Origin of the sequence: Citrobacter sp. CK206, assembly GCF_030333125.1 — a bacterium.
Lineage (GTDB): Bacteria > Pseudomonadota > Gammaproteobacteria > Enterobacterales > Enterobacteriaceae > Citrobacter_B > Citrobacter_B koseri.
Window position 1 is genome coordinate 201725 of record NZ_JAOWGM010000020.1, and the last position, 21489, is coordinate 223213.

The following is a 21489-nucleotide window of genomic DNA, read 5'->3' on the forward strand; positions in this document are numbered from 1 at the left end:
TGCCGGTCGGATAGCAGACCGGCGTCAAAGCGTAATTACTCTACTTCACGAACATCCACACGCAGTTCTTTCGGCACTTCGAAAACAATGTTCTCTTCGCGGCCTTCCAGCGGAATGGCTTCGCCGCCGCCAAGCTCTTGCAGGCGAGCGATCACATTCTGCACCAGAATATCCGGTGCGGAAGCGCCAGCGGTCACGCCAACGCACTTCGCCTCTTTCACCCAGGCTTCCTGGATGTCGGTGGCATCGTCGATCAGAAACGCCGCTTTCCCCATACGCTGCGCCAGTTCAGCCAGACGGTTGGAGTTGGAGGAGTTTTTCGAACCGACCACCAGCACAACATCGGCCTGTTCCGCCAGCGCGCGCACCGCTTCCTGACGGTTCGTCGTGGCGTAGCAAATGTCATCTTTACGCGGCCCGACAATTTTCGGGAAGCGTTGACGCAGCGCGTCAATCACATCAGACGTGTCATCGACGGAGAGCGTCGTCTGGGTCATAAAGGAGAGTTTGCCTTCGTTTTTGACATCAAGCGACAAAACGTCGTCCGGCGACTCGACCAGATACATGCCCCCTTCCGGGTTGCTGTACTGCCCCATCGTCCCTTCCACTTCCGGGTGCCCGGCATGACCGATCAGGATTGACTCTTCGCCGCGACGGCTGGCGCGCGCCACTTCCATATGCACTTTTGTTACCAGCGGACAGGTGGCGTCAAAAACGGTGAGATCGCGGCTTTTCGCCTCGTTACGTACCGCCTGGGAAACCCCGTGTGCGGAGAAAATCAGGATCGCGCCGTCTGGCACTTCACTGATCTGCTCGATGAAAATCGCCCCGCGCTCACGCAGGCTATCCACCACGTAGCGGTTGTGCACCACTTCGTGACGGACATAAATTGGCGCGCCGTAAATAGCCAGCGCGTTTTCTACAATGCTGATAGCGCGGTCTACACCTGCGCAAAAGCCGCGCGGGTTGGCCAACAGGATCTGCATTTTACGCCTCCAGTGCCGGATCGATTTCCAGCACTTCAATATCAAAATGAACGGTATGCCCGGCCAGCGGATGGTTGAAATCGACGGTAATCGAGTCACCGTTAATTTCGCGGATCACGCCAGGCATCTCACTGCCGTCCATTGCGGTAAAGAGCATAATTGCCCCCACTTCAGGCTCGCCCGCGTCCATAAACTCGCGGCGAGAGAAGTATTGAACCAGGTCCGGGCTCGGTACGCCAAACGCGGCATCCGGCTCCAGAGAAAACGTGGTTTTGTCGCCGTCTTTCAGTCCCAGAAGATGCTGCTCCAGCCCTTCAGACAGGGAGCCGTCACCCAGGCGGAATAGCGCTGGCTTACCATTGTTACGCGTTGACTCAGCGGTAGAGCCATCGTCAAGCTTTAAGGTGAAGTGCACCAGCACCGCACTGTTACTCTGTACTGATTTAGACATGCAGGTTTGCTCACTTGTTTTGGGTCACCTGTTTGCCCGGTGGCGCTACGCTTACCGGGCCTACAAGAATCGCGCTATTTTGTAGGCCGGATAAGGCGCTTACGCCGCCATCCGGCATTTTATTACGCCTGCTTTTTCGGCAGGAAACCCTCCAGCACAATCAACGCCGCACCGATACAAATCGCGCTATCGGCCAGGTTAAAGGTGGCGAAATGCCAGTCGCCGACATAGAAGTCGATCATATCGACAACAAAGCCATGCCACAGACGGTCGAACAGGTTGCCCAGCGCACCGCCAATGATTAACGCATAAGCGATGTTGTTCAGCTTTTGCGTCGCCTTCGAGCGATACATCATCACCATCAGGATAACGCAAATACCGATGGCGATACCGGCAAAGAACCAGCGCTGCCAGCCGCCGCTGTCGGCTAAGAAGCTAAACGCCGCACCATAGTTACGCGCGTAGTGCAGATTAAGCGACGGGAACAGCGACACCGTATCCCCCAGAGCAAAGTTCTGGAGGATCAGGTACTTGCTGCCTAAATCGATAATCAGCACGACCACCACCAGCCACAGCCAGCGCAGTCCTGTTGAACAGAGAGGCTTACTCATCAGGCAAACTTACGTTTTTCGCCATCACCGGCGATGTTGCTGACACAGCGGCCGCAGATCTCTGCGTGTTCCGCTACCTTGCCGACATCCGTGGTGTAGTGCCAGCAGCGTGGGCACTTCTCACCTTCGGCTTTACTCAATGCGACTTTCAGCCCTTTGAGCAGTTCGCTCTGCTGCGCATCAGCAGAAGCCTCCGCATAGTCAGCGACTTTCGCGCCAGAGGTCAACAGGACAAATCGTAATTCATCGCCCAGTGCAGTCAGCTTCGCCGCCAGTTCCGGTTCAGCGTACAGGGTGACAGCCGCTTCGAGAGAACCACCGACTTTCTTATCCGCACGCGCCTGCTCGATAACCTTGTTCACTTCGCCACGCACTTTCAGCAGCTCGTCCCAGAAACTATCGTTCATCGGCTCAGTCGCGGCCAGGCCAAACAGACCTTCATACCACTCACCGGTAAAGACGTACTTCTCACGATCGCCCGGCAGATAACCCCAGATTTCATCTGCGGTGAAGGACATGATCGGCGCCATCCAGCGCACCAGCGCTTCTGCAATATGGTACAGCGCGCTCTGGCAACTACGACGCGCCACGCTGTCGGCTTTCGCGGTGTACTGGCGGTCTTTGATGATGTCGAGGTAGAACGAGCCCATCTCAACGGAGCAGAAGCGCATCAGACGCTGTACCACTTCGTGGAAATCATAGGCTTCGTAGGCTTTCAGGATATCGTCCTGCGCCGCTTTCGCGCAGCCCACCGCCCAGCGATCCAGCACCACCATCTCTTCCGGTTTCACCATATCTTTTACCGGATCAAACCCGTTCAGGTTCGCCAGCAGGAAGCGCGCGGTGTTACGGATACGACGATAGCTGTCAGCAGCGCGTTTCAGGATCTCGTCGGAAACGGCCATTTCGCCGGTGTAGTCGGTAGACGCCACCCACAGACGCAGGATATCCGCGCCCAGTTTGTTCATCACATCCTGCGGAGAAACGGTGTTACCGATGGATTTGGACATTTTGCGGCCCTGACCATCCACGGTGAAGCCGTGGGTCAGTACCTGACGGTACGGCGCTTTGCCCTTCATCGCAGTGGAGATCATCAGGGAGGACATGAACCAGCCGCGATGCTGGTCGGAACCTTCCAGATACATATCCGCCGCATGACCGGCAAACTCAGGACGCACATCGACCACAGAAGCGTGTGTCGAACCGGAGTCAAACCAGACGTCCAGCGTATCCGGCACTTTCACGTACTGGTCAGCGTCGTCGCCGAGGATCTCTTTCGGATCGAGATCCCACCATGCCTGAATGCCGTCCACTTCAACGCGCTTCGCCACTTCTTCCATCAGTTCGATGGCGCGCGGGTGCAGCTCTTCGGTGTCTTTATGTACGAACAGAGACATCGGCACGCCCCAGGTACGCTGACGGGAAATACACCAGTCAGGACGGTTCGCAACCATTGATTCAATACGTGCCTGACCCCAGTCCGGGATCCACTGTACGCCTTTGATCTCTTTCAGCGACTGCTCGCGCAGGCCTTTCTGATCCATGCTGACGAACCACTGCGGCGTCGCACGGAAGATGATCGGCGTTTTGTGACGCCAGCAGCACGGATAGCTGTGTTGCAGCTTCTCAACGTGCAGCAGCGCGCCTTTTTCACGCAGCAGCGCAACGACGATGTCGTTCGCTTTGAAAACGTTCACGCCATCGAGCGTCGGATACGTGCCTGGCAGGTAAGCGCCGTCCGGTCCGACCGGGTTAGCGGTTTCCAGACCGTATTTTTGACCGATGACATAGTCGTCCGGGCCATGACCAGGCGCGGTATGCACCGCCCCCGTACCGGCATCCAGCGTGACGTGATCGCCGAGGATCGCCGGAACGTCGAAGTCCATAAACGGATGGGTAAAGCGCAACAGCTCCAGCTCCGCGCCTTTTACGGTGCCGAGGATGGTATAGTCAGCCGCGCCAAGGCGCTGCATCACGCTTTCCACCAGGTCTTTCGCCAGAATCAGCGCCTGACCGTCAATTTGTACCAGCGCGTAATCAAAATCCGGCGCCAGAGAGATCGCGCGGTTCGCAGGCAGCGTCCACGGGGTGGTGGTCCAGATAACCAGCGAGATCGGGCCGTTGACGCTGGAAACGCCAAACGTCGCTTTCACCGCATCCTGGTCAGCGGCGTGGAACGCCACGTCGATAGACGGAGACGTTTTGTCATAATATTCAACTTCCGCTTCCGCCAGCGCGGAACGGCAGTCCACGCACCAGTGCACCGGCTTCGCGCCTTTATGCAGATGGCCGTTACCGATGATTTTACCCAGCGCGCGAATGATGTTGGCTTCAGTTTTGAAGTCCATCGTCAAATACGGATGCGACCAGTCGCCCAGCACGCCCAGACGGATGAAGTCTTTACGCTGGCCGTCAACCTGGGTGGCGGCGTATTCGCGACACTTCGCACGGAATTCCGCAGCCGTGAATTTTTCGCCCGGCTTACCGTATTCCTGCTCGACTTTCAGCTCGATCGGCAGACCGTGGCAGTCCCAGCCCGGAACGTAAGGCGAGTCAAATCCCGCGAGTCCTTTGGACTTCACGATAATGTCTTTCAGAATCTTATTAACCGAGTGACCAATATGAATGCTGCCATTCGCATAAGGAGGGCCATCATGCAGAATGAAGGTTTTTTTGCCTTTTTTGGCCGCACGAATGATGCCGTACAGATCATCATCGGTCCAACGCGCCAGCATTCCCGGTTCACGCTTGGCGAGATCGCCGCGCATCGGGAACCCTGTTTCCGGCAAATTCAGGGTTGATTTATAGTCACTCATCAGATTCTCGGTTCCGTATTTAAAACTCGTATAGGCATTAAGCCGGTTTTGATAGCCCAAAAAAATCGCGGGCAGTTAACTCATCACGCGCAATCTGCGCTTTTAGTTCATCCAGCGATGCGAATCGCTGTTCGTTGCGTATTTTTTTACGCAGTATTACATCTATATGGCGACCATAGAGGTCCATTACAACGTCCAGCAGATGCACTTCTAACTGTTGGCGTACGCCTGCCACTGTTGGACGCGTGCCAATATTGGCAACGCCAGGCATGGGTTTATCACCCAGCCCCATCACTTCCACCGCATAAACCCCTTTTACCGGGGAGACCTGACGACGCAGCGGTAAATTCGCCGTCGGGAAACCAATGGTGCGCCCTAACTCATCGCCGTGGACGACACGCCCGGAGATGGTAAACGGATGCCCCAGCAAACTTTCAGCCAGCGGCAGGTTGTCCTCCGCCAGCGCCTGACGCACGGCCGTACTGCTGATGCGTACGCCACCTTCGCAAAAGGTCTGCGTGTTGGTGATGTCAAAACCGTACTCCGCTCCGGCTTTCTGTAATAACAAGAAATCGCCTTCGCGACCAGCGCCAAAACGGAAATCATCACCGACAGCGAGGAACCGCACGCCGAGACGCTTCACCAGCAGATCGCTGATAAAGTTTTGTGCGGTCAGGGCGGCAAAGCGGCGATCGAAGCGTACGCACAGCACGTAGTCCACGCCGCATTCCGCCAGGTAACGCAGTTTTTCCCGCAGGCGGGTCAGGCGCGCAGGGGCCTTTTCCGTAGCGAAGAGTTCCAGAGGCTGCGGTTCGAAAATCATTACCATCACCGGTAAACCCCGCTTGCGCCCTTCTTCCCGCAAGCCCTGCAGCAATGCACGATGGCCACGATGCACACCGTCGAAATTACCAATAGTCAGCACACACCCATGCGGGGCCTGACTGAGATTATGTATGCCGCGTATCAGCTTCATGTCTGGCTCAAAACAGTGAAAATCGTCAGAGTATACCTTGTACAGCGGTCAAGGTTAACCGACGATTGCCCCTGTGAAACATAAAGAAGATTGTTTTCATTGTTATGGGGCAAATCAGAACAAGAAACTGCCCATTCAATGTAATTTTTATCGTGGAAAAGCTGTATTCACGACCCGCAAGCTGGTAGAATCCTGCGCCATCACTACGTAACGAGTGCCGCCATATTAACGGCGCTTATTTGCACAAATCCATTGACAAAAGAAGGCTAAAAGGGCATATTCCTCGGCCTTTGAATTGTCCATATAGAACACATTTGGGAGTTGGACCTTGGCTAATATCAAATCAGCTAAGAAGCGCGCCGTTCAGTCTGAAAAGGCTCGTAAGCACAACGCAAGCCGTCGCTCTATGATGCGTACTTTCATCAAGAAAGTATACGCAGCTATCGAAGCTGGCGACAAAGCTGCTGCACTGAAAGCATTTAACGAAATGCAACCGATCGTGGACCGTCAGGCTGCTAAAGGTCTGATCCACAAAAACAAAGCTGCACGTCATAAAGCAAACCTGACTGCACAGATCAACAAACTGGCTTAATCGCCCGCTTGTTATCAGCTTTGTAAAAAAGCCCGCGCAAGCGGGTTTTTTTATGTCTGCCGGATGGCGGGCAAACGCCTTATCCGGCCTGTAGCACTTACCCTTTGTGGCTAAATAGCGCCGAGTAATCCGCGTGACAAATGCGCTGTACGGCCGGGTGCTGAATCATCCTCTCGGCAAAAATGGCGTGGTACTCTTCCATGACGTTTTCCACACGGCCAATCTCAACGATCGACTCATCGGCGTAAAAGTCATGCGCATAGAGCGTCGGCGCGACGAAAATCGCATTGTGGGTAGCGCCAAACGCTTTCATCAGCGCCGCATCATCAAACTCGCCGAGGATTTCAACGTTTAAGCCCTGCGAATTAAACCAGTTTAATAATTTGCGACCGAGCATAGAGCGACGGCCAGGGATCAGCAGCCGACGCTCTTCCAGACACGCCGGGAAGGGTTTTGCAGGCAGCGGTTTCGTACACCAGAAGCTCACGCTGCATTCACCTATCTTCACCGAAAACAGCCCTTCCTGCTGGGTAGAGTCGATTGGGCAATCCGAGATAATCATATCCAGCTTATGCTGGCTAAGCTGCTCAAGCAGCATCTCATGGGTGGATTCAAAACAGCGCAAATGAATTTGTTCGTCGTCAACCACGGCCGCGTCCAGCACATTGCTGACCAGACGTTTTGACAACGCATCCGCCACGCCGACATCAAACAGCAGATTAGACTCTTTGCGGTAGTTAACGATATCCAGCATTTCCTGGCTTAAGGTAAACATTTTGTCCGCATAGCGAAACACCAGTTCCCCTAATTCACTGGGCTCCAGCCCACGCCCTTTACGCTTGAATAATTTTCCCTGCAAGCGCTCCTCAAGGGCTTTGATCTGACCGGTGATGGTTTGCGGCGTCAGGTAAAGCGCTTCTGCCGCCCCGACAACGGAACCTTCTTTATACACATGCCAAAAATAATAAAGATGGTTGTAGTTAATATGAGACATGCTCACTCCTCTCCCTGATCTGTGTCGCAAGGGGGGGCCACATCAGCCCCCCTAACCCTCTGTCCCCACTCAGACCACCGGGCTTAAACGTGTACGTAACCAGCTATAGCCGATCACTGCCGAAAGCAGAGAACCAATCAAAATCCCCAGCTTCGCCCAGTTAATCAGTGCCGGATCTACACTACCGAACGCCAGACTGGCGATGAAAATCGACATCGTAAAACCGATCCCGCACAGAATACCGACCGCCATTATTTGCTGAAAACGTGTTCCTTCCGGCAGCTTCGCCAGTTTGAGACGCAGCGCCAGCCAGCAAAACAGGCTAATCCCCAGCGGTTTACCGATCAGCAACCCGGCAATGATCCCCAGTGGGAGTATTGAGGTCAGCCCGTCAAGCGTTACCCCCTGTAGCGAGACGCCCGCATTGGCGAAGGCGAACAGCGGCAGAATCAGATACGCCACCCACGGGTGCAGCACATGTTCCAGACGCTTCGCCGGAGAACGGCCATGCTTCTCCTTCAATGGGATGAAGAAACCGACGATCACCCCGGCAAGAGTGGCATGAACGCCAGATTTCAATACCGCAGTCCACAGCACCACGCCGACCAGGATATAAACCCCTGTTCGTCTGACATCACACAGGTTCAGCACGGCCAGAAGCACAATCGCAAATGCCGCCACCCCCAGCGAGACCATCGAAAGATCGCTGGTGTAGAACAGCGCAATGATCACAATCGCGCCCAGATCGTCAATAATAGCCAGCGCCATCAGGAATATCTTCAACGCCAGCGGCACCCTGCTGCCCAGCAAGGCCAATACGCCCAGCGCAAAAGCAATATCCGTTGCCGCCGGGATCGCCCAGCCTTCGCGCGTAATCGGGTCGGAATAGTTAAAAGCCAGATAGAGCAGCGCCGGAACAATCATACCGCCAATGGCGGCAATCACCGGAAACGCCGCCTGACGTAAACTGGCAAGCGAGCCCTGCATAAGCTCGCGCTTGACCTCCAGACCAATCAGCAGGAAAAATACCGCCATTAGCGCGTCGTTGATCCACAGCAGCATATTTTTGTTGATCTCAAGCGCCCCAACCCGTAGCTGAACGGGCGTCTCCAGAAAGGCGTGATACCATCCGCTGGTGAATCCGCTGTTCGCCATCAGCATAGCCAGCACGGCGGCGATAATGAGAATGATGCCCCCGGAGGCATCACTGCTAAAAAAACGATGCAGGTGTTTCACTTTTTATTCTCTCAATATAATCAAACCTCGTGGCGTCTATCTTACCTCGCATGATCTATCGTTAAAATTAGATTATTTATGGTGAAACATTCGGTTTTTACGAAATAAAATAATCGCCGCCGACAAACAAAAAAAGCCCGGGATTGTGCAATCCCAGGCTTTTTATGCAATGTGACAGCGGTGATTAACGCGTCAAATCGTCAAAGAACTTCTTCACGCCGTCGAAGAAACTCTTCGAACGCGGACTGTTTTTCTCGCCAGTCGGGCCACCGAAGCTTTCTTGCAGATCTTTCAGCAACTGCTTCTGCTTCTCGTTCAGACCTACCGGCGTTTCGACCACAACACGGCACAGCAGATCGCCCTGCGCGCCGCCACGTACGGATTTCACGCCTCTTCCGCGCATACGGAACAGCTTGCCAGTTTGCGTTTCGTGCGGCACTTTCAACTTCACACGACCATCCAGCGTCGGGACTTCAATCTCGCCGCCCAGCGCCGCCATTGCAAAGTTAATCGGCACTTCGCAATACAGGTTGTTGCCTTCACGCTCGAAGATCGGGTGCTGCTTCACCTGCACCTGAACGTACAGATCGCCCGCTGGCGCGCCATGCTCGCCCGCTTCACCTTCGCCGGAGAGACGAATACGATCGCCGGTGTCCACACCCGCCGGGATTTTAACCGACAGGGTTTTGGTTTTCTCTACGCGGCCATGACCGTGGCATTTGTTGCACGGATCTTTAATCAGCGTACCGCGCCCCTGACAGTGCGGGCAGGTTTGCTGCACGGCGAAGAAGCCCTGACGCATCTGCACCTGGCCGGAACCATGGCAGGTTGGACAGGTCTGCGGCTGAGTGCCTGCTTTCGCACCGCTACCGTGGCAAACGTCGCACTCTTCCAGCGTTGGAATACGGATCTCTTTGGTCACGCCACGTACGGCTTCTTCCAGGGTGAGATCCATGTTGTAACGTAAATCAGCACCACGCGCTGCGCGCTGACGACCACGTCCGCCGCCAAAGATATCGCCGAAAACGTCACCAAAGATATCGCTGAAGTCAGCACCGCCGCCGAAGCCGCCGCCAAATCCACCACCGCCTTGTTCAAACGCGGCGTGCCCGTACTGATCGTATGCCGCACGTTTTTGCGCATCGGTCAGAACTTCGTAGGCTTCCTTGATCTCTTTGAACTTGGCCTCGGCCTCTTTATCACCCTGGTTACGGTCCGGGTGATATTTCATGGCCAGGCGCTTGTACGCCTTTTTGATTTCACGCTCTTCCGCTGTTTTGGAAACGCCTAAAATCTCGTAATAGTCTTGCTTAGCCATCTTGTTTTTATCTGCCCCTAACATGCGTGCACGGGCGGAGAGGAACCCTCTTCGCCCGTGCCAGTATTTTACCCGTTCAAAGGGCGATTATTTTTTGTCTTTCACTTCTTCAAACTCAGCGTCGACAACATCGTCATCTTTCGCGTTGTTTGCAGAAGCGTCAGCGCCGCCAGCCTGCTGCTGTGCATGCTGCTGCTGAGCGATTTCCATCAGTTTCTGGGAAGCCTGCGCCAGTTCCTGCATTTTCGCTTCGATAGCCGCTTTGTCTTCGCCTTTCAGCGCCGTTTCCAGCGCGCTCAGTGCAGACTCGATAGCCGTTTTGTCGTCTGCTGGCAGCTGATCGCCCGCTTCTTCAACCTGCTTACGCGTGCTGTGCAGCAGATGGTCGCCCTGGTTGCGCGTCTGAACCAGCTCTTCGAACTTACGGTCAGATTCTGCGTTCGCTTCAGCATCGCGAACCATTTTCTGAATTTCGTCCTCGTTCAGACCAGAAGAAGCCTTGATGGTGATCTTCTGCTCTTTACCGCTGTTTTTGTCTTTCGCGGAAACGTGCAGGATACCGTCAGCATCGATATCAAAGGTGACTTCGATCTGCGGCATACCGCGCGGCGCCGGGTTGATGCCATCCAGGTTGAACTGACCCAGAGATTTGTTATCAGACGCGCGTTTACGCTCACCCTGCAACACATGGATGGTTACCGCTGACTGGTTGTCTTCCGCGGTAGAGAACACCTGGCTGTGCTTGGTCGGGATAGTGGTGTTTTTGCTGATCAGCGCCGTCATTACGCCGCCCATGGTTTCGATACCCAGAGACAGCGGGGTAACGTCCAGCAGCAGAACGTCTTTCACATCACCGGTCAGTACGCCGCCCTGCACCGCTGCGCCGATAGCAACAGCTTCGTCCGGGTTAACGTCTTTACGCGGTTCTTTACCAAAGAACTCCGCCACTTTTTTCTGCACCATCGGCATACGCGTCTGACCACCAACGAGGATAACGTCGTTGATATCAGATACGGACAGGCCAGCATCCTGCAACGCGACTTTCAGCGGCTCGATGGAACGGTTCACCAGGTCTTCGACCAGGCTTTCCAGTTTCGCGCGAGTCACTTTGATGTTCATGTGTTTCGGACCGGTGGCATCTGCGGTGATGTACGGCAGGTTCACGTCGGTCTGCTGTGCGGAAGAAAGCTCGATTTTCGCTTTTTCTGCCGCTTCTTTCAGACGCTGCATCGCCAGCGGGTCGTTACGCAGGTCAATGCCCTGATCTTTCTTAAATTCTTCAACCAGGTAGTTGATCATACGGCTGTCGAAGTCTTCACCACCCAAGTGGGTATCACCGTTGGTTGCCAGAACTTCGAAGGTTTTTTCGCCGTCAACTTCGTCGATTTCGATAATAGAGATATCGAAAGTACCACCACCGAGGTCGTAAACCGCGATAGTACGGTTGCCGACTTCTTTATCCAGACCATAAGCCAGCGCGGCGGCGGTTGGTTCGTTGATGATACGTTTTACTTCCAGACCTGCGATACGACCGGCATCTTTCGTTGCCTGACGCTGAGCATCGTTGAAGTAGGCAGGTACGGTGATAACAGCTTCAGTTACCGGTTCGCCCAGGTAATCTTCTGCGGTTTTCTTCATTTTTTTCAGCACTTCAGCAGAGATCTGCGGCGGTGCCATTTTCTGACCTTTCACATCAAGCCATGCGTCGCCGTTATCGGCGCCGATGATTTTGTACGGCATGATGGAAACGTCACGCTGAACTTCTTCGTCCTGGAAGCGGCGGCCAATCAGGCGTTTAATCGCAAACAGGGTGTTTTGCGGGTTTGTCACTGCCTGACGTTTAGCCGGCTGACCAACCAGAGTTTCACCATCCTGGGTATAAGCAATGATAGAAGGCGTGGTGCGATCGCCCTCGGCGTTCTCCAGCACACGTGCAGTTGTGCCATCCATAATCGCTACACAAGAGTTGGTAGTACCCAGGTCGATACCAATAATTTTACCCATCTAAACGTCTCCACTAAAAATTCGGTCATCATGTGGTTGTGAATCTGTAATAAGGGCGAAACGTGCGGTTTCAACTACCCTGAATCGTTTTTTTTCAGACTCACTCACTGCGGTTGACTACAAGATGGGGTCGTAACCCACGTCATCAAGGGGGCATGAAAAATTTTTTTTGCGAAAAACGATAATTTTCTTTACCGGGCATACGGAAAACACCTCTGCCTGTGCGGCGGTTAAGCCTTTTTCTTCCGTGATCGTCATCACAAGGGGAAATATTTCATTTTCCCCCTATTAGATCATAGACAGCCTCTATTCCCCTGATTATCATGCCGCGCCCCGAATACGGTATCGGTTGTTCGGGGAAACTATTTCACCATTCGATTAATGATGATTTTGAGGAATTATGGGCAACACTAAGTTGGCTAACCCGGCTCCGCTGGGCCTGATGGGCTTCGGCATGACCACCATTCTGCTTAACCTGCACAACGCGGGTTTCTTCGCTTTAGACGGCATTATTCTGGCGATGGGCATTTTCTACGGCGGTATCGCGCAAATTTTTGCTGGCCTGCTGGAATACAAAAAAGGCAACACCTTCGGCTTAACCGCATTTACCTCTTACGGTTCTTTCTGGCTGACGCTGGTCGCGATCCTGTTAATGCCGAAAATGGGTCTGACAGAAGCGCCGAACGCGCAGTTCCTGGGCGCCTACCTGGGGCTGTGGGGCGTGTTCACACTGTTCATGTTCTTTGGCACGCTGAAAGCCGCTCGCGCGCTACAGTTTGTCTTCCTGAGCCTGACCGTACTGTTCGCTCTGCTGGCCTTCGGCAACATCGCGGGTAACGAAGCGGTGATCCACGTTGCGGGTTGGATTGGCTTAGTGTGTGGCGCCAGCGCCATTTACCTGGCGATGGGCGAAGTGCTGAACGAACAGTTTGGCCGCACCATCCTGCCAATCGGTGAAGCGCACTAATCTTCCGTTATCCCCCCGACCGGGGGGATAATTTTTACAGCTGTTGTAATTCTGCCTGCACATCCGCATCGCGATAATAAATATCCTGTCGCAACCAGACGCCCAACCCCAGCCCCACCAGTGACAACGCCAGCACATACCAGGCCGGCGCCATTGGCGACACGCCCATCAACATGGTGACCGCAATTGGCGTCAGGCCGCCAAAAATGGCATACGAGACGTTGTAAGAAAAAGAGATGCCGGTGAAACGCACTTCCGCCGGGAAGGCTCGCACCATTACGTACGGCACCGCGCCAACAACACCAACACACAGCCCCACCAGCCCGTATAATAAAAACAACTGCTCGGGATGCGCGCCAGACAGGTGATAGAAGATCCAGCTTGAGCAGGCCAGCAGAAAACTGCCTACAATAAAGGTTTTGCTGGCGCCAACCCGATCGACAATGAACCCTGCCAGCAGGCATCCCACGCACAGCATAATGGTCGCCACGCTATTTGCCTGTAAAGTTAACGCGGGCGCAAACCCGTACTGCTTTTGCAACCAGACCGGCGACATCAAAATCACGACGACAATGCCGGCCGATAACAACCAGGTCAGCAGCATCGAAATCGCCACCGCTTTTTTATGTTTCACCACTACCGCTTTGACGGGCAATTCCTGCGCGAGCGTTTTGCGCTGCTGCATTTCAAGGAAGATGGGCGTTTCCTGCAACCAACGACGTAAATACATCGCAATCAGACCAAATACGCCGCCGAGCAGGAAGGGAATACGCCAGCCATAATCATGCACCGCCTGCTGGGTCATACTGGTATTCACCAGCGTCGCCACGACAGAGCCAAGCAGGATACCGACCGTCAGTCCCGCAGTCAGCGTGCCGCAAGCGATGCCGATACGGCACTCCGGCACATGTTCAGCCACAAACACCCACGCTCCCGGCACTTCGCCGCCAATCGCTGCGCCTTGCAAAATACGCATCAGCAGCAATAACAACGGCGCAAGGATGCCCATTGAGGCGTAAGTCGGCAGCAGGCCAATCGCCAGCGTTGGAACAGCCATCAATAGAATACTCAGGGTGAACATCTTCTTGCGCCCTACCAGATCGCCAAAGTGCGCCATGATAATGCCGCCCAGCGGGCGCGCCAGATAACCGGCGGCGAAGATCCCAAACGTCTGAACCTGACGAAGCCACTCAGGAATATCGGTGGGGAAAAATAGTTCGCCCACAACCGCTGCGAAGAAAACAAAGATGATGAAGTCGTAAAACTCGAGCGCGCCGCCGAGAGCGGCAAGTGAAAGAGTCTTATAATCCTGGCGATTCAGAGGTCGTGTGTGTCGTGACATAGCAAACCATGAGTCAGTGGAGTTATTGAGGGCGCTTATCGATATGTGTAAATCAAAAATTACTATATCGTAAACAATTCAATACTCCACCACCTGCGTAATTTATGTCACAGAAAGGCCAACTTCAGGCGTTTATGTCGCGTCTGGCATTTTTCGGGCGGAAAGATGCTACCACTTCCGCTGCGGTTTCCACATAAGGCCCTTCAAGCAACTGTACACAATACGGTACGCTTGCGAAAATTCCCGGCACAACAACCTTACCCTCGGCATCTTTCACCCCTTCCAGGGTCTCTTTGATGGATTTTGGCTGCCCCGGTAAGTTCAGGATCAGTGCCTGCTTACGGATCACACCAACCTGGCGGGAAAGGATCGCCGTAGGAACAAAGTGCAGGCTGATCTGGCGCATCTGCTCGCCAAAGCCGGGCATTTCTCTGTCGGCGACGGCCAGAGTCGCGTCAGGCGTGACATCACGACGCGCCGGTCCCGTACCGCCCGTCGTCAGTACCAGGTGACAGCTCATTTCATCCACCAGCTCACACAGCGTTTGCTCAATGATCGCCTGCTCATCCGGGATCAGTCGGGTTTGTACGTCAAAAGGGGTGGTCAGCGCGGAGGCCAGCCACTCTTCAAGAGCAGGAATGCCTTTATCCTGGTATACGCCGCTGGACGCGCGGTCAGAAATGGAAACTAAACCAATACGTAAGGTGTTCATGATTATTCCGTCTAAACAGTCTCGTTAAACAGAATGATACACTGCAAAGGGAAGGACAGACAGGTTTCAGAAGAGGTAGCGTGACCAGAAACCTGTCTGGTCACGCCGAATGATTACAGCAGATCGCCGATCATTTTTTCCAGTTTTTCCTGGTCAATAGCAAACTTACGGATACCGTCCGCCAGTTTGTCTACCGCCATCGGGTCCTGGTTGTGCTGCCACAGGAACTCAGACTCGGTGATGCGTTCTGGACGCGCTTTCACTTCGCCAGAGAAGGACAGTTTACGTTCGATAGCGCCTTCGCTTTCTGCCAGCTCTTTCAGCAGCGCCGGAGCGATGGTCAGACGATCGCAACCCGCCAGCTCCAGAATTTCACCGACGTTGCGGAAGCTCGCGCCCATCACCACTGTCTCATAACCGTGCTGTTTGTAGTATTCGTAGATTTCCGTAACGGAAACCACGCCCGGATCTTCTGCCGGAGCGTACTCTTTCTTGTCGGTATTGGCTTTGTACCAGTCAAGAATACGGCCCACGAACGGAGAGATCAGGTATACACCCGCTTCCGCACAAGCACGCGCCTGCGCGAAGGAGAACAGCAGAGTCAGGTTACAGTTGATACCTTCCTTTTCCAGCTGTTCAGCAGCACGAATCCCCTGCCAGGTAGACGCCAGTTTGATCAGAATGCGATCGTTGCTGATGCCCGCGTCATTGTAGAGCTTGATGATGCGTTTTGCTTTGGCGATAGACGCGTCGGTGTCGTAGGACAGACGAGCGTCAACTTCGGTGGAGATACGGCCCGGAACCAGTTTCAGGATCTCCAGACCAATGTTCACCGCCAGCTTGTCGGCCGCGTCAACAATCTGCTGCGCGCGATCGCTGCTCTGCTGTTTCGCCCAGGCAACGGCATCGTCAATCAGCTTACGGTATTCCGGGATCTGTGCTGCGTTAAGAATGAGAGAAGGGTTGGTTGTGGCATCCTGCGGCTGGTACAGCTTCATTGCCGCGATGTCTCCGGTGTCGGCCACCACGGTGGTGAACTGACGAAGGGAGGTCAATTTGTCCGTCATGATAGTGTTTCTCTTTAAACAGCTTGTTAGGGGGATGTAACCGGTCTGCCTTGATGATAACACGACGCACTCACAGCGCAACCGCAGACAATGCGGTTATCCCTCTCCCCTCTTTGTTTGCCCCTTTTCAGCCCCTCGCCACGGCTGCGCGCAATTAAAGGATATTGCCATATAGTATGGTAGACTCCCCCCATTCAATAGCCTGACAGGGTCTATACTGTTCGTGAATTGGTAACGCTTACACTGGAACCCAAAAGCGTACCGGCATCAACAAGAGGGATGTTAATGCCTGATTTCTTCGCCTTTATTAATGAAATACTCTGGGGTTCGGTAATGATCTACCTCCTGCTTGGCGCAGGTTTTTGGTTTACTTACCGTACCGGATTCGTTCAGTTTCGCTATATCCGCCAGTTTGGCAAAAGTCTTAAAAACAGCATACATCCCCAGCCGGGCGGGCTTACGTCATTTCAGGCGCTGTGTACCAGCCTTGCCGCGCGTATTGGCAGCGGTAACCTGGCAGGCGTTGCGTTGGCCATCGCCGCAGGCGGGCCAGGCGCCGTATTCTGGATGTGGGTATCTGCGCTTATCGGCATGGCGACCTCGTTTGCCGAATGTTCTCTGGCCCAGCTCTACAAAGAGCGCGACAGCACAGGACAGTATCGCGGCGGCCCGGCATGGTATATGGCGCGTGGTCTGGGTATGCGCTGGATGGGCGTTCTCTTCGCGATTTTCTTACTCATTGCGTATGGTCTGATTTTTAATAGCGTACAGGCGAACTCCGTCTCGCGGGCGCTCGCTTTTGCCTTTGACATACCGCCCATTATCTCCGGTATCGTGCTGGCGCTGGCGGCCTTTTTTGTCATCGTTCGCGGCATTAAAGATGTCGCAAAACTCATGCAATGGTTCGTCCCTGCGATGGCCCTTCTGTGGACGCTCACCGGTTTAGTGATTTGCCTCTGGCACATTGAACAGCTGCCCGAGATTATCGCGTCGATTGTGAAAAGCGCATTCGGCTGGCAGGAAGCCACTGCCGGGGCGGCTGGGTATACGCTCAGCCAGGCGATTACCAGCGGTTTCCAGCGCGGCATGTTCTCCAACGAAGCGGGAATGGGTTCTGCGCCTAACATTGCGGCCGCCGCCTCATCCTGGCCGCCGCACCCTGCCGCGCAGGGAATTGTGCAGATGATCGGCGTCTTTACCGATACCATTATTATCTGCACCGCCAGCGCGATGATTATTCTGCTGGCAGGCAATGGCGCCTCGCATATGCCAACGGAAGGCATCCAGCTGGTGCAACAGGCAATGATTTCACTGACCGGCGAATGGGGCGCAAGCCTTGTCGCGTTTATTGTGGTGTTGTTCGCCTTCAGCTCAATTGTCGCCAACTACGTTTACGCCGAAAATAACCTGATTTTTCTGCGTCTGGACAGTCTGCGAATGCGCTGGGCGCTGCGTATTGTCACCGTCGGTATGGTCGTGGCGGGCACGTTACTCAGCTTTCCGCTCGTCTGGCAGTTGGCCGACATTATTATGGCCTGTATGGCCATCACCAACCTGACGGCGATTCTGCTGCTCTCGCCGGTGGTGCATACGATCGCCAGCGACTATCTGCGACAGCGTAAGCTCGGCGTACAACCCGTGTTCGACCCGTTCCGCTACCCTGAAATTGAGCAGCAACTGGCGCCGGATACATGGGATGAGTTGCCGCGTCACTAGCGCGGCAATCACAACCATCGATCAAATCGGTCGGTTTTTTTGCTAAAGTCGCAGTAAATTTCCTGCAAGGACTGGATATGCTGATTCTGATTTCACCTGCAAAAACGCTCGATTACCAAAGCCCGCTGGCCACGACGCGCTATACGCGGCCTGAACTGCTGGATTACTCACAGCAGTTGATCCACGAGGCGCGCAAGCTCTCGGCGCCGCAGATTGGCAAGCTGATGGGCATTAGCGACAAACTGGCCGATCTGAATGCCACCCGTTTTCATGACTGGCAGCCTGACTTCTCCCCTGAAAACGCCCGCCAGGCGATTCTGGCGTTTAAAGGCGACGTCTATACCGGACTACAGGCGGAAACGTTCAGCGAAGCCGATTTTGATTTCGCGCAGCAGCATTTGCGTATGCTTTCCGGGTTGTACGGCGTCCTGCGTCCGCTGGATCTGATGCAGCCTTACCGTCTGGAGATGGGCATTCGCCTTGAGAACGCCAAAGGGAAAGACCTTTATCAGTTCTGGGGCGATGTGATTACCGATAAGCTGAACGAAGCGCTGGCTGCGCAAGGCGATAAAATCGTCATCAACCTGGCCTCGGATGAATATTATAAATCCGTGAAGCCGAAGCAGCTGAATGCGGAGATTATCAAGCCTATGTTCCTTGACGAGAAAAACGGCAAATTCAAAGTTATCAGCTTCTACGCCAAAAAAGCGCGCGGCCTGATGAGCCGTTACATCATTGAAAACCGGCTGACGAAGCCGGAACAGCTCACCGCATTTAACAGCGAAGGCTATTTCTATGATGAGCAAGCGTCAGGAAAAGGCGAGCTGGTGTTTAAACGCCACGAGCAAAACTGATGCCCTGAAGCGCAGGCCGGATAAGACGCCTTTTGTCGCTATCCGGCGCTAAAACCGCATAATTGCCTGATAGCGCTACGCTTATCAGGCCTGCGTACTTAATGACGGTGGTCGTCGCGGCGATCATCATGACGATGCTCGTCATGCTTATTATGATGCGGTTGCGGACGTGGTCCATGCGGCTGCCAGCGGTTTTCTCGCCACTCATAATGCTTCTGCCACCAGCCGTGGTCGCGCCAGTGACCGCCATCCCAGTAATTACCGTGGTTATCGCGATCGCCAATCTGAAGTTTAACTGCCGGTACGAGAGTAATTTCGGCAGCCTGTGCTGCGAGGGGAGCCACCAGCATCATGGAAAGTGCAAGAAGCACGGGTTTCAACTTGTTCATGAGGTACTCCTTTTTACCATTGCCCGATTTGGGTCGATGAAAGGAGATTACTTGATGAGAACGCGGGTTGTTATTCTCTGCAATCCTAATCTCTAAGTTACCGCATTTATTGAGAATTACTCCTTTTTACCTGCTAAATTTCTCCTTATTTTCTCCATAAAAAAGCCGGATGGCGGCTAACGCCTTATCCGGCCTACAATAGCTACAATAGCCCCGAAGCGCCACCGGGCACAACCGTTAGCCGCGTGTCATCATCAGCTTACGCAATTCGGCAAAATCGGCAGGCAGATTATGCGAGAGCAGCGGCAGATCGGCACGATCCGCCAGCTCTTTTGGCAGATCCAATGTTTCACCAAGAATCGCCTCCACACTCTCTTTGAATTTCGCCGGATGCGCAGTCCCGAGGAACAAGCCATACTCCCCCGGATGCAGCTGATCACGCAGCGCGCGGTACGCCACGGCAGCGTGCGGTTCAGAGGTATAACCTGCCGCTTTCAGTTCGCGCATGGTCTCCTGCGTCGTCTCATCGTCAACCGCAGCGTAGCCCAGCTCCGTCAGACGCCAGATTTTACGGCGGAACAGCTCTTCCACACGCGGCCAGTTATTGGGCTGGCTGACATCCATCGCGTTCGACAAGGTAGCCTGCGTCGCTTTCGGCGACCACTGCCCCTCTTTCAGGAAGCGCGGCACCGTATCGTTGACGTTAGTGGCGGCGATAAAGCGTTTCACCGGCAGGCCGAGCGACTTCGCCAACAGCCCCGCCGTCAGGTCGCCAAAGTTACCGCTGGGCACGGAGATCACTAACTGATTACGCGCGTCCTGCGGCAGTTGAGCGACCGCTTCAAAGTAATAGCAAATCTGCGCCAGCAGACGGCTGATGTTGATAGAGTTCGCCGAATTCAGCCCCAGCGCCGCCTTCAGTTCTTCATCATCAAACGCCTGTTTTACCAGCGCCTGGCAGGCATCGAAATCACCGTCAATCGCAACCGTTTCGATGTTGCCGCCCAGCGTACAGAACAGTTTTTCCTGCAACGGGCTGATCTTGCCGCGTGGGTAGAGGATCACGACGCGTACATTTTTTAGACCGTAGAATGCGTGAGCAACTGCCGCGCCGGTATCGCCAGAGGTCGCCGTCAGGATAGTCACCGGTTTGTCGCCGCTGATGTGCGTCAGCATTTGCGCCATAAAGCGACCGCCAAAATCCTTAAAGGCCAGCGTCGGGCCGTGGAACAACTCCAGGCACCCGACATCGCCTTCCACCTGACGCACCGGCGCCGGAAAAGCGAATGCCTTGCGAACGCGCTCTTCTAAGATTTCCTGCGGGATCTCATCCCCGATAAACGCGGAAAGGATCTTTGCGCTACGACTCACAAAGTCCTGATTCAGCATCTCATCAACTTCAGTCAGGCTAAATTCCGGCAGGTCGTGCGGGAAAAAGAGCCCCTGATTCTTGCCAAGCCCTTGCGTAACGGCCTGCGCAAAGCTGACCTGCTCATTATGATCTTTCAGATTGTAGAGTTTCATTGTTTATCCCAGTACTCGTGCGCCCGCCGTATCCAGCTGACAAATATGAACAAAGCCTTCCTGATTTTGCAGGTAATTTTTACCCAGCCAGTCTGCTACACGCTGCGCCGTATCCGGCTTATCACAGAGCGCGAAAAGCGTCGGCCCGGACCCGGAAATACCGCTGGCCAGCGCGCCAATTTCCGCCACCGCCTGACGCGCCTGGCTGAAGCCCGGCAGCAGACGAGCGCGGTACGGTTCGGCAATCACATCCTTCATCAGCTTTGCAGCAAGCTGCGGCTGACGGGAATAGCAGGCATGAATAAACCCGGCCAGATGCCGCCCGTGGGCGATACAGTCCTGACGGCGATACTGCGCGGGTAAAATCGCCCGCGCTTCAGCCGTCGAAACGTTAATCCCCGGATAGGCCAGTACCCACAGCCACTCATCAAATCCTGGCACCTGCTGGCTGATAATGCCGTTTTCTTCGATCATCAACTGCATGCCGCCGAGAAAGCACGGCGCGACGTTATCGTAATGAATGCTGCCAGAGATACGCCCTTCCAGTTCCCCCATGATCGCCAGCAGACGCATGTCGTTCAGCGGTTTGCCACAGAACTCATTCATCGCCACCAGCGCGGCGACCACGGAACAGGCGCTGGACCCTAACCCGGAACCAATCGGCATGTTCTTTTCCAGCGTCATCGCCACCGGAATCTGTTTACCCAACTCCTGGCAAAAACGCTCCCAGCACTGATAAACGATATTTTCACGCGGCGCTGACGGCAGCTTGTCGGCAAAACGCCCTAAATTATTCAGCGTGAAGCTTTCTGCCGCATCCACCGAGACCACATCGCCCAGCAGTGAGCCATCAACCGGCGTGACGGCCGCCCCAAGCACATCAAATCCGACGCTCATATTGGCACTGGAAGCCGGAGCATAGACTTTCACCATT

At 54.5% G+C, this 21489-nt stretch carries 20 protein-coding genes; 4 read left to right on the plus strand and 16 right to left on the minus strand.

Translation table 11 applies throughout. The annotated features are described in order from the left end of the window. Positions 1-35: 35 nt before the first annotated feature. From ispH to OGX81_RS01720, 6 genes are all read right to left on the minus strand, one after another. Complete coding sequence (ispH, locus tag OGX81_RS01695; protein ID WP_012134149.1) at positions 36-986, minus strand: 4-hydroxy-3-methylbut-2-enyl diphosphate reductase; 951 nt, start codon at positions 984-986, stop codon at positions 36-38. Position 987: 1 nt separating this feature from the next. Continuing rightward, positions 988-1437, minus strand: a complete 450-nt coding sequence (gene fkpB / locus OGX81_RS01700) for an FKBP-type peptidyl-prolyl cis-trans isomerase (RefSeq protein ID WP_012134150.1) — start codon at positions 1435-1437, stop codon at positions 988-990. A gap of 122 nt (positions 1438-1559) precedes the next feature. Continuing rightward, positions 1560-2048 (minus strand): signal peptidase II, encoded by a 489-nt coding sequence (lspA, locus tag OGX81_RS01705; RefSeq protein WP_047459022.1) that lies wholly within the window; start codon positions 2046-2048, stop codon positions 1560-1562. Next, complete coding sequence (gene ileS, locus OGX81_RS01710; protein WP_104867790.1) at positions 2048-4864, minus strand: isoleucine--tRNA ligase; 2817 nt, start codon at positions 4862-4864, stop codon at positions 2048-2050. Before ileS ends, lspA begins: the two co-directional genes overlap by 1 nt. 37 nt (positions 4865-4901) lie before the next feature. Further along, the gene (gene ribF / locus OGX81_RS01715) at positions 4902-5840 is read right to left on the minus strand and encodes a bifunctional riboflavin kinase/FAD synthetase (RefSeq protein WP_012134153.1); all 939 of its coding nucleotides are present in this window, start codon (positions 5838-5840) and stop codon (positions 4902-4904) included. A gap of 25 nt (positions 5841-5865) precedes the next feature. After that, positions 5866-6066: a DUF2575 family protein gene (locus OGX81_RS01720; protein ID WP_049008862.1), complete on the minus strand. Its 201-nt coding sequence runs from the start codon at positions 6064-6066 to the stop codon at positions 5866-5868. A 102-nt stretch (positions 6067-6168) separates the two neighbouring features. Between OGX81_RS01720 and rpsT the strand changes: the two genes are divergently transcribed. Further along, complete coding sequence (rpsT, locus tag OGX81_RS01725; protein ID WP_001518655.1) at positions 6169-6432, plus strand: 30S ribosomal protein S20; 264 nt, start codon at positions 6169-6171, stop codon at positions 6430-6432. Between the two features lie 97 nt (positions 6433-6529). Here rpsT and nhaR read toward each other — a convergent pair whose 3' ends face one another. The 4 genes from nhaR to dnaK form a co-directional block, all read right to left on the minus strand. Continuing rightward, positions 6530-7426: a transcriptional activator NhaR gene (gene nhaR, locus OGX81_RS01730; protein WP_012134154.1), complete on the minus strand. Its 897-nt coding sequence runs from the start codon at positions 7424-7426 to the stop codon at positions 6530-6532. Between the two features lie 69 nt (positions 7427-7495). Then, positions 7496-8662, minus strand: a complete 1167-nt coding sequence (nhaA, locus tag OGX81_RS01735) for a Na+/H+ antiporter NhaA (RefSeq protein ID WP_012134155.1) — start codon at positions 8660-8662, stop codon at positions 7496-7498. Between the two features lie 184 nt (positions 8663-8846). Beyond that, positions 8847-9980 carry a molecular chaperone DnaJ gene (gene dnaJ / locus OGX81_RS01740; RefSeq protein WP_047463780.1) on the minus strand — a complete coding sequence of 378 codons (1134 nt, stop codon included), beginning with the start codon at positions 9978-9980 and terminating at the stop codon, positions 8847-8849. A gap of 87 nt (positions 9981-10067) precedes the next feature. Continuing rightward, complete coding sequence (gene dnaK, locus OGX81_RS01745) at positions 10068-11984, minus strand: molecular chaperone DnaK (protein ID WP_012134158.1); 1917 nt, start codon at positions 11982-11984, stop codon at positions 10068-10070. Between the two features lie 400 nt (positions 11985-12384). Between dnaK and satP the strand changes: the two genes are divergently transcribed. Then, the gene (satP, locus tag OGX81_RS01750) at positions 12385-12951 is read left to right on the plus strand and encodes an acetate uptake transporter (RefSeq protein ID WP_012134160.1); all 567 of its coding nucleotides are present in this window, start codon (positions 12385-12387) and stop codon (positions 12949-12951) included. Positions 12952-12985: 34 nt separating this feature from the next. Here satP and OGX81_RS01755 read toward each other — a convergent pair whose 3' ends face one another. From OGX81_RS01755 to tal, 3 genes are all read right to left on the minus strand, one after another. After that, complete coding sequence (locus OGX81_RS01755) at positions 12986-14293, minus strand: MFS transporter (RefSeq protein WP_104867791.1); 1308 nt, start codon at positions 14291-14293, stop codon at positions 12986-12988. A gap of 124 nt (positions 14294-14417) precedes the next feature. Continuing rightward, positions 14418-15005, minus strand: a complete 588-nt coding sequence (mog, locus tag OGX81_RS01760; protein WP_012134162.1) for a molybdopterin adenylyltransferase — start codon at positions 15003-15005, stop codon at positions 14418-14420. 113 nt (positions 15006-15118) lie between these two features. Next, positions 15119-16072: a transaldolase gene (gene tal, locus OGX81_RS01765; RefSeq protein WP_012134163.1), complete on the minus strand. Its 954-nt coding sequence runs from the start codon at positions 16070-16072 to the stop codon at positions 15119-15121. A 285-nt stretch (positions 16073-16357) separates the two neighbouring features. Here tal and OGX81_RS01770 point away from each other — a divergent pair, with 285 nt between their 5' ends. Next, positions 16358-17788, plus strand: coding sequence for an alanine/glycine:cation symporter family protein (locus tag OGX81_RS01770; protein WP_104867792.1), 1431 nt, complete (start codon positions 16358-16360; stop codon positions 17786-17788). 77 nt (positions 17789-17865) lie between these two features. Further along, entirely contained in the window at positions 17866-18642 is a 777-nt protein-coding gene (gene yaaA, locus OGX81_RS01775) for a peroxide stress protein YaaA (protein ID WP_104867793.1), read from the plus strand. Between the two features lie 98 nt (positions 18643-18740). Here the strand turns inward: yaaA and OGX81_RS01780 are convergent, their stop codons facing one another. From OGX81_RS01780 to thrB, 3 genes are all read right to left on the minus strand, one after another. Beyond that, entirely contained in the window at positions 18741-19031 is a 291-nt protein-coding gene (locus OGX81_RS01780) for a DUF2502 domain-containing protein (RefSeq protein ID WP_012134167.1), read from the minus strand. A 237-nt stretch (positions 19032-19268) separates the two neighbouring features. Continuing rightward, a complete protein-coding gene (thrC, locus tag OGX81_RS01785) occupies positions 19269-20555 on the minus strand; it encodes a threonine synthase (RefSeq protein ID WP_049010528.1) in 1287 nt (428 codons plus the stop codon). A 3-nt stretch (positions 20556-20558) separates the two neighbouring features. Continuing rightward, on the minus strand, positions 20559-21488 hold the full coding sequence (gene thrB, locus OGX81_RS01790) for a homoserine kinase (RefSeq protein ID WP_104867794.1): 930 nt from the start codon (positions 21486-21488) through the stop codon (positions 20559-20561). Between the last annotated feature and the right edge of the window lies 1 nt (position 21489).

Coding starts and splice junctions, on each gene's coding strand:
- dnaJ (WP_047463780.1), bottom strand. CDS start 9,980: ATGGCTAAGCAAGACTATTACGAGATTTTAGGCGTTTCCAAAACAGCG.
- mog (WP_012134162.1), bottom strand. CDS start 15,005: ATGAACACCTTACGTATTGGTTTAGTTTCCATTTCTGACCGCGCGTCC.
- nhaR (WP_012134154.1), bottom strand. CDS start 7,426: ATGTCTCATATTAACTACAACCATCTTTATTATTTTTGGCATGTGTAT.
- tal (WP_012134163.1), bottom strand. CDS start 16,072: ATGACGGACAAATTGACCTCCCTTCGTCAGTTCACCACCGTGGTGGCC.
- satP (WP_012134160.1), top strand. CDS start 12,385: ATGGGCAACACTAAGTTGGCTAACCCGGCTCCGCTGGGCCTGATGGGC.
- yaaA (WP_104867793.1), top strand. CDS start 17,866: ATGCTGATTCTGATTTCACCTGCAAAAACGCTCGATTACCAAAGCCCG.
- ribF (WP_012134153.1), bottom strand. CDS start 5,840: ATGAAGCTGATACGCGGCATACATAATCTCAGTCAGGCCCCGCATGGG.
- OGX81_RS01780 (WP_012134167.1), bottom strand. CDS start 19,031: ATGAACAAGTTGAAACCCGTGCTTCTTGCACTTTCCATGATGCTGGTG.
- OGX81_RS01755 (WP_104867791.1), bottom strand. CDS start 14,293: ATGTCACGACACACACGACCTCTGAATCGCCAGGATTATAAGACTCTT.
- OGX81_RS01770 (WP_104867792.1), top strand. CDS start 16,358: ATGCCTGATTTCTTCGCCTTTATTAATGAAATACTCTGGGGTTCGGTA.
- thrC (WP_049010528.1), bottom strand. CDS start 20,555: ATGAAACTCTACAATCTGAAAGATCATAATGAGCAGGTCAGCTTTGCG.
- ispH (WP_012134149.1), bottom strand. CDS start 986: ATGCAGATCCTGTTGGCCAACCCGCGCGGCTTTTGCGCAGGTGTAGAC.
- ileS (WP_104867790.1), bottom strand. CDS start 4,864: ATGAGTGACTATAAATCAACCCTGAATTTGCCGGAAACAGGGTTCCCG.
- fkpB (WP_012134150.1), bottom strand. CDS start 1,437: ATGTCTAAATCAGTACAGAGTAACAGTGCGGTGCTGGTGCACTTCACC.
- dnaK (WP_012134158.1), bottom strand. CDS start 11,984: ATGGGTAAAATTATTGGTATCGACCTGGGTACTACCAACTCTTGTGTA.
- thrB (WP_104867794.1), bottom strand. CDS start 21,488: ATGGTGAAAGTCTATGCTCCGGCTTCCAGTGCCAATATGAGCGTCGGA.
- lspA (WP_047459022.1), bottom strand. CDS start 2,048: ATGAGTAAGCCTCTCTGTTCAACAGGACTGCGCTGGCTGTGGCTGGTG.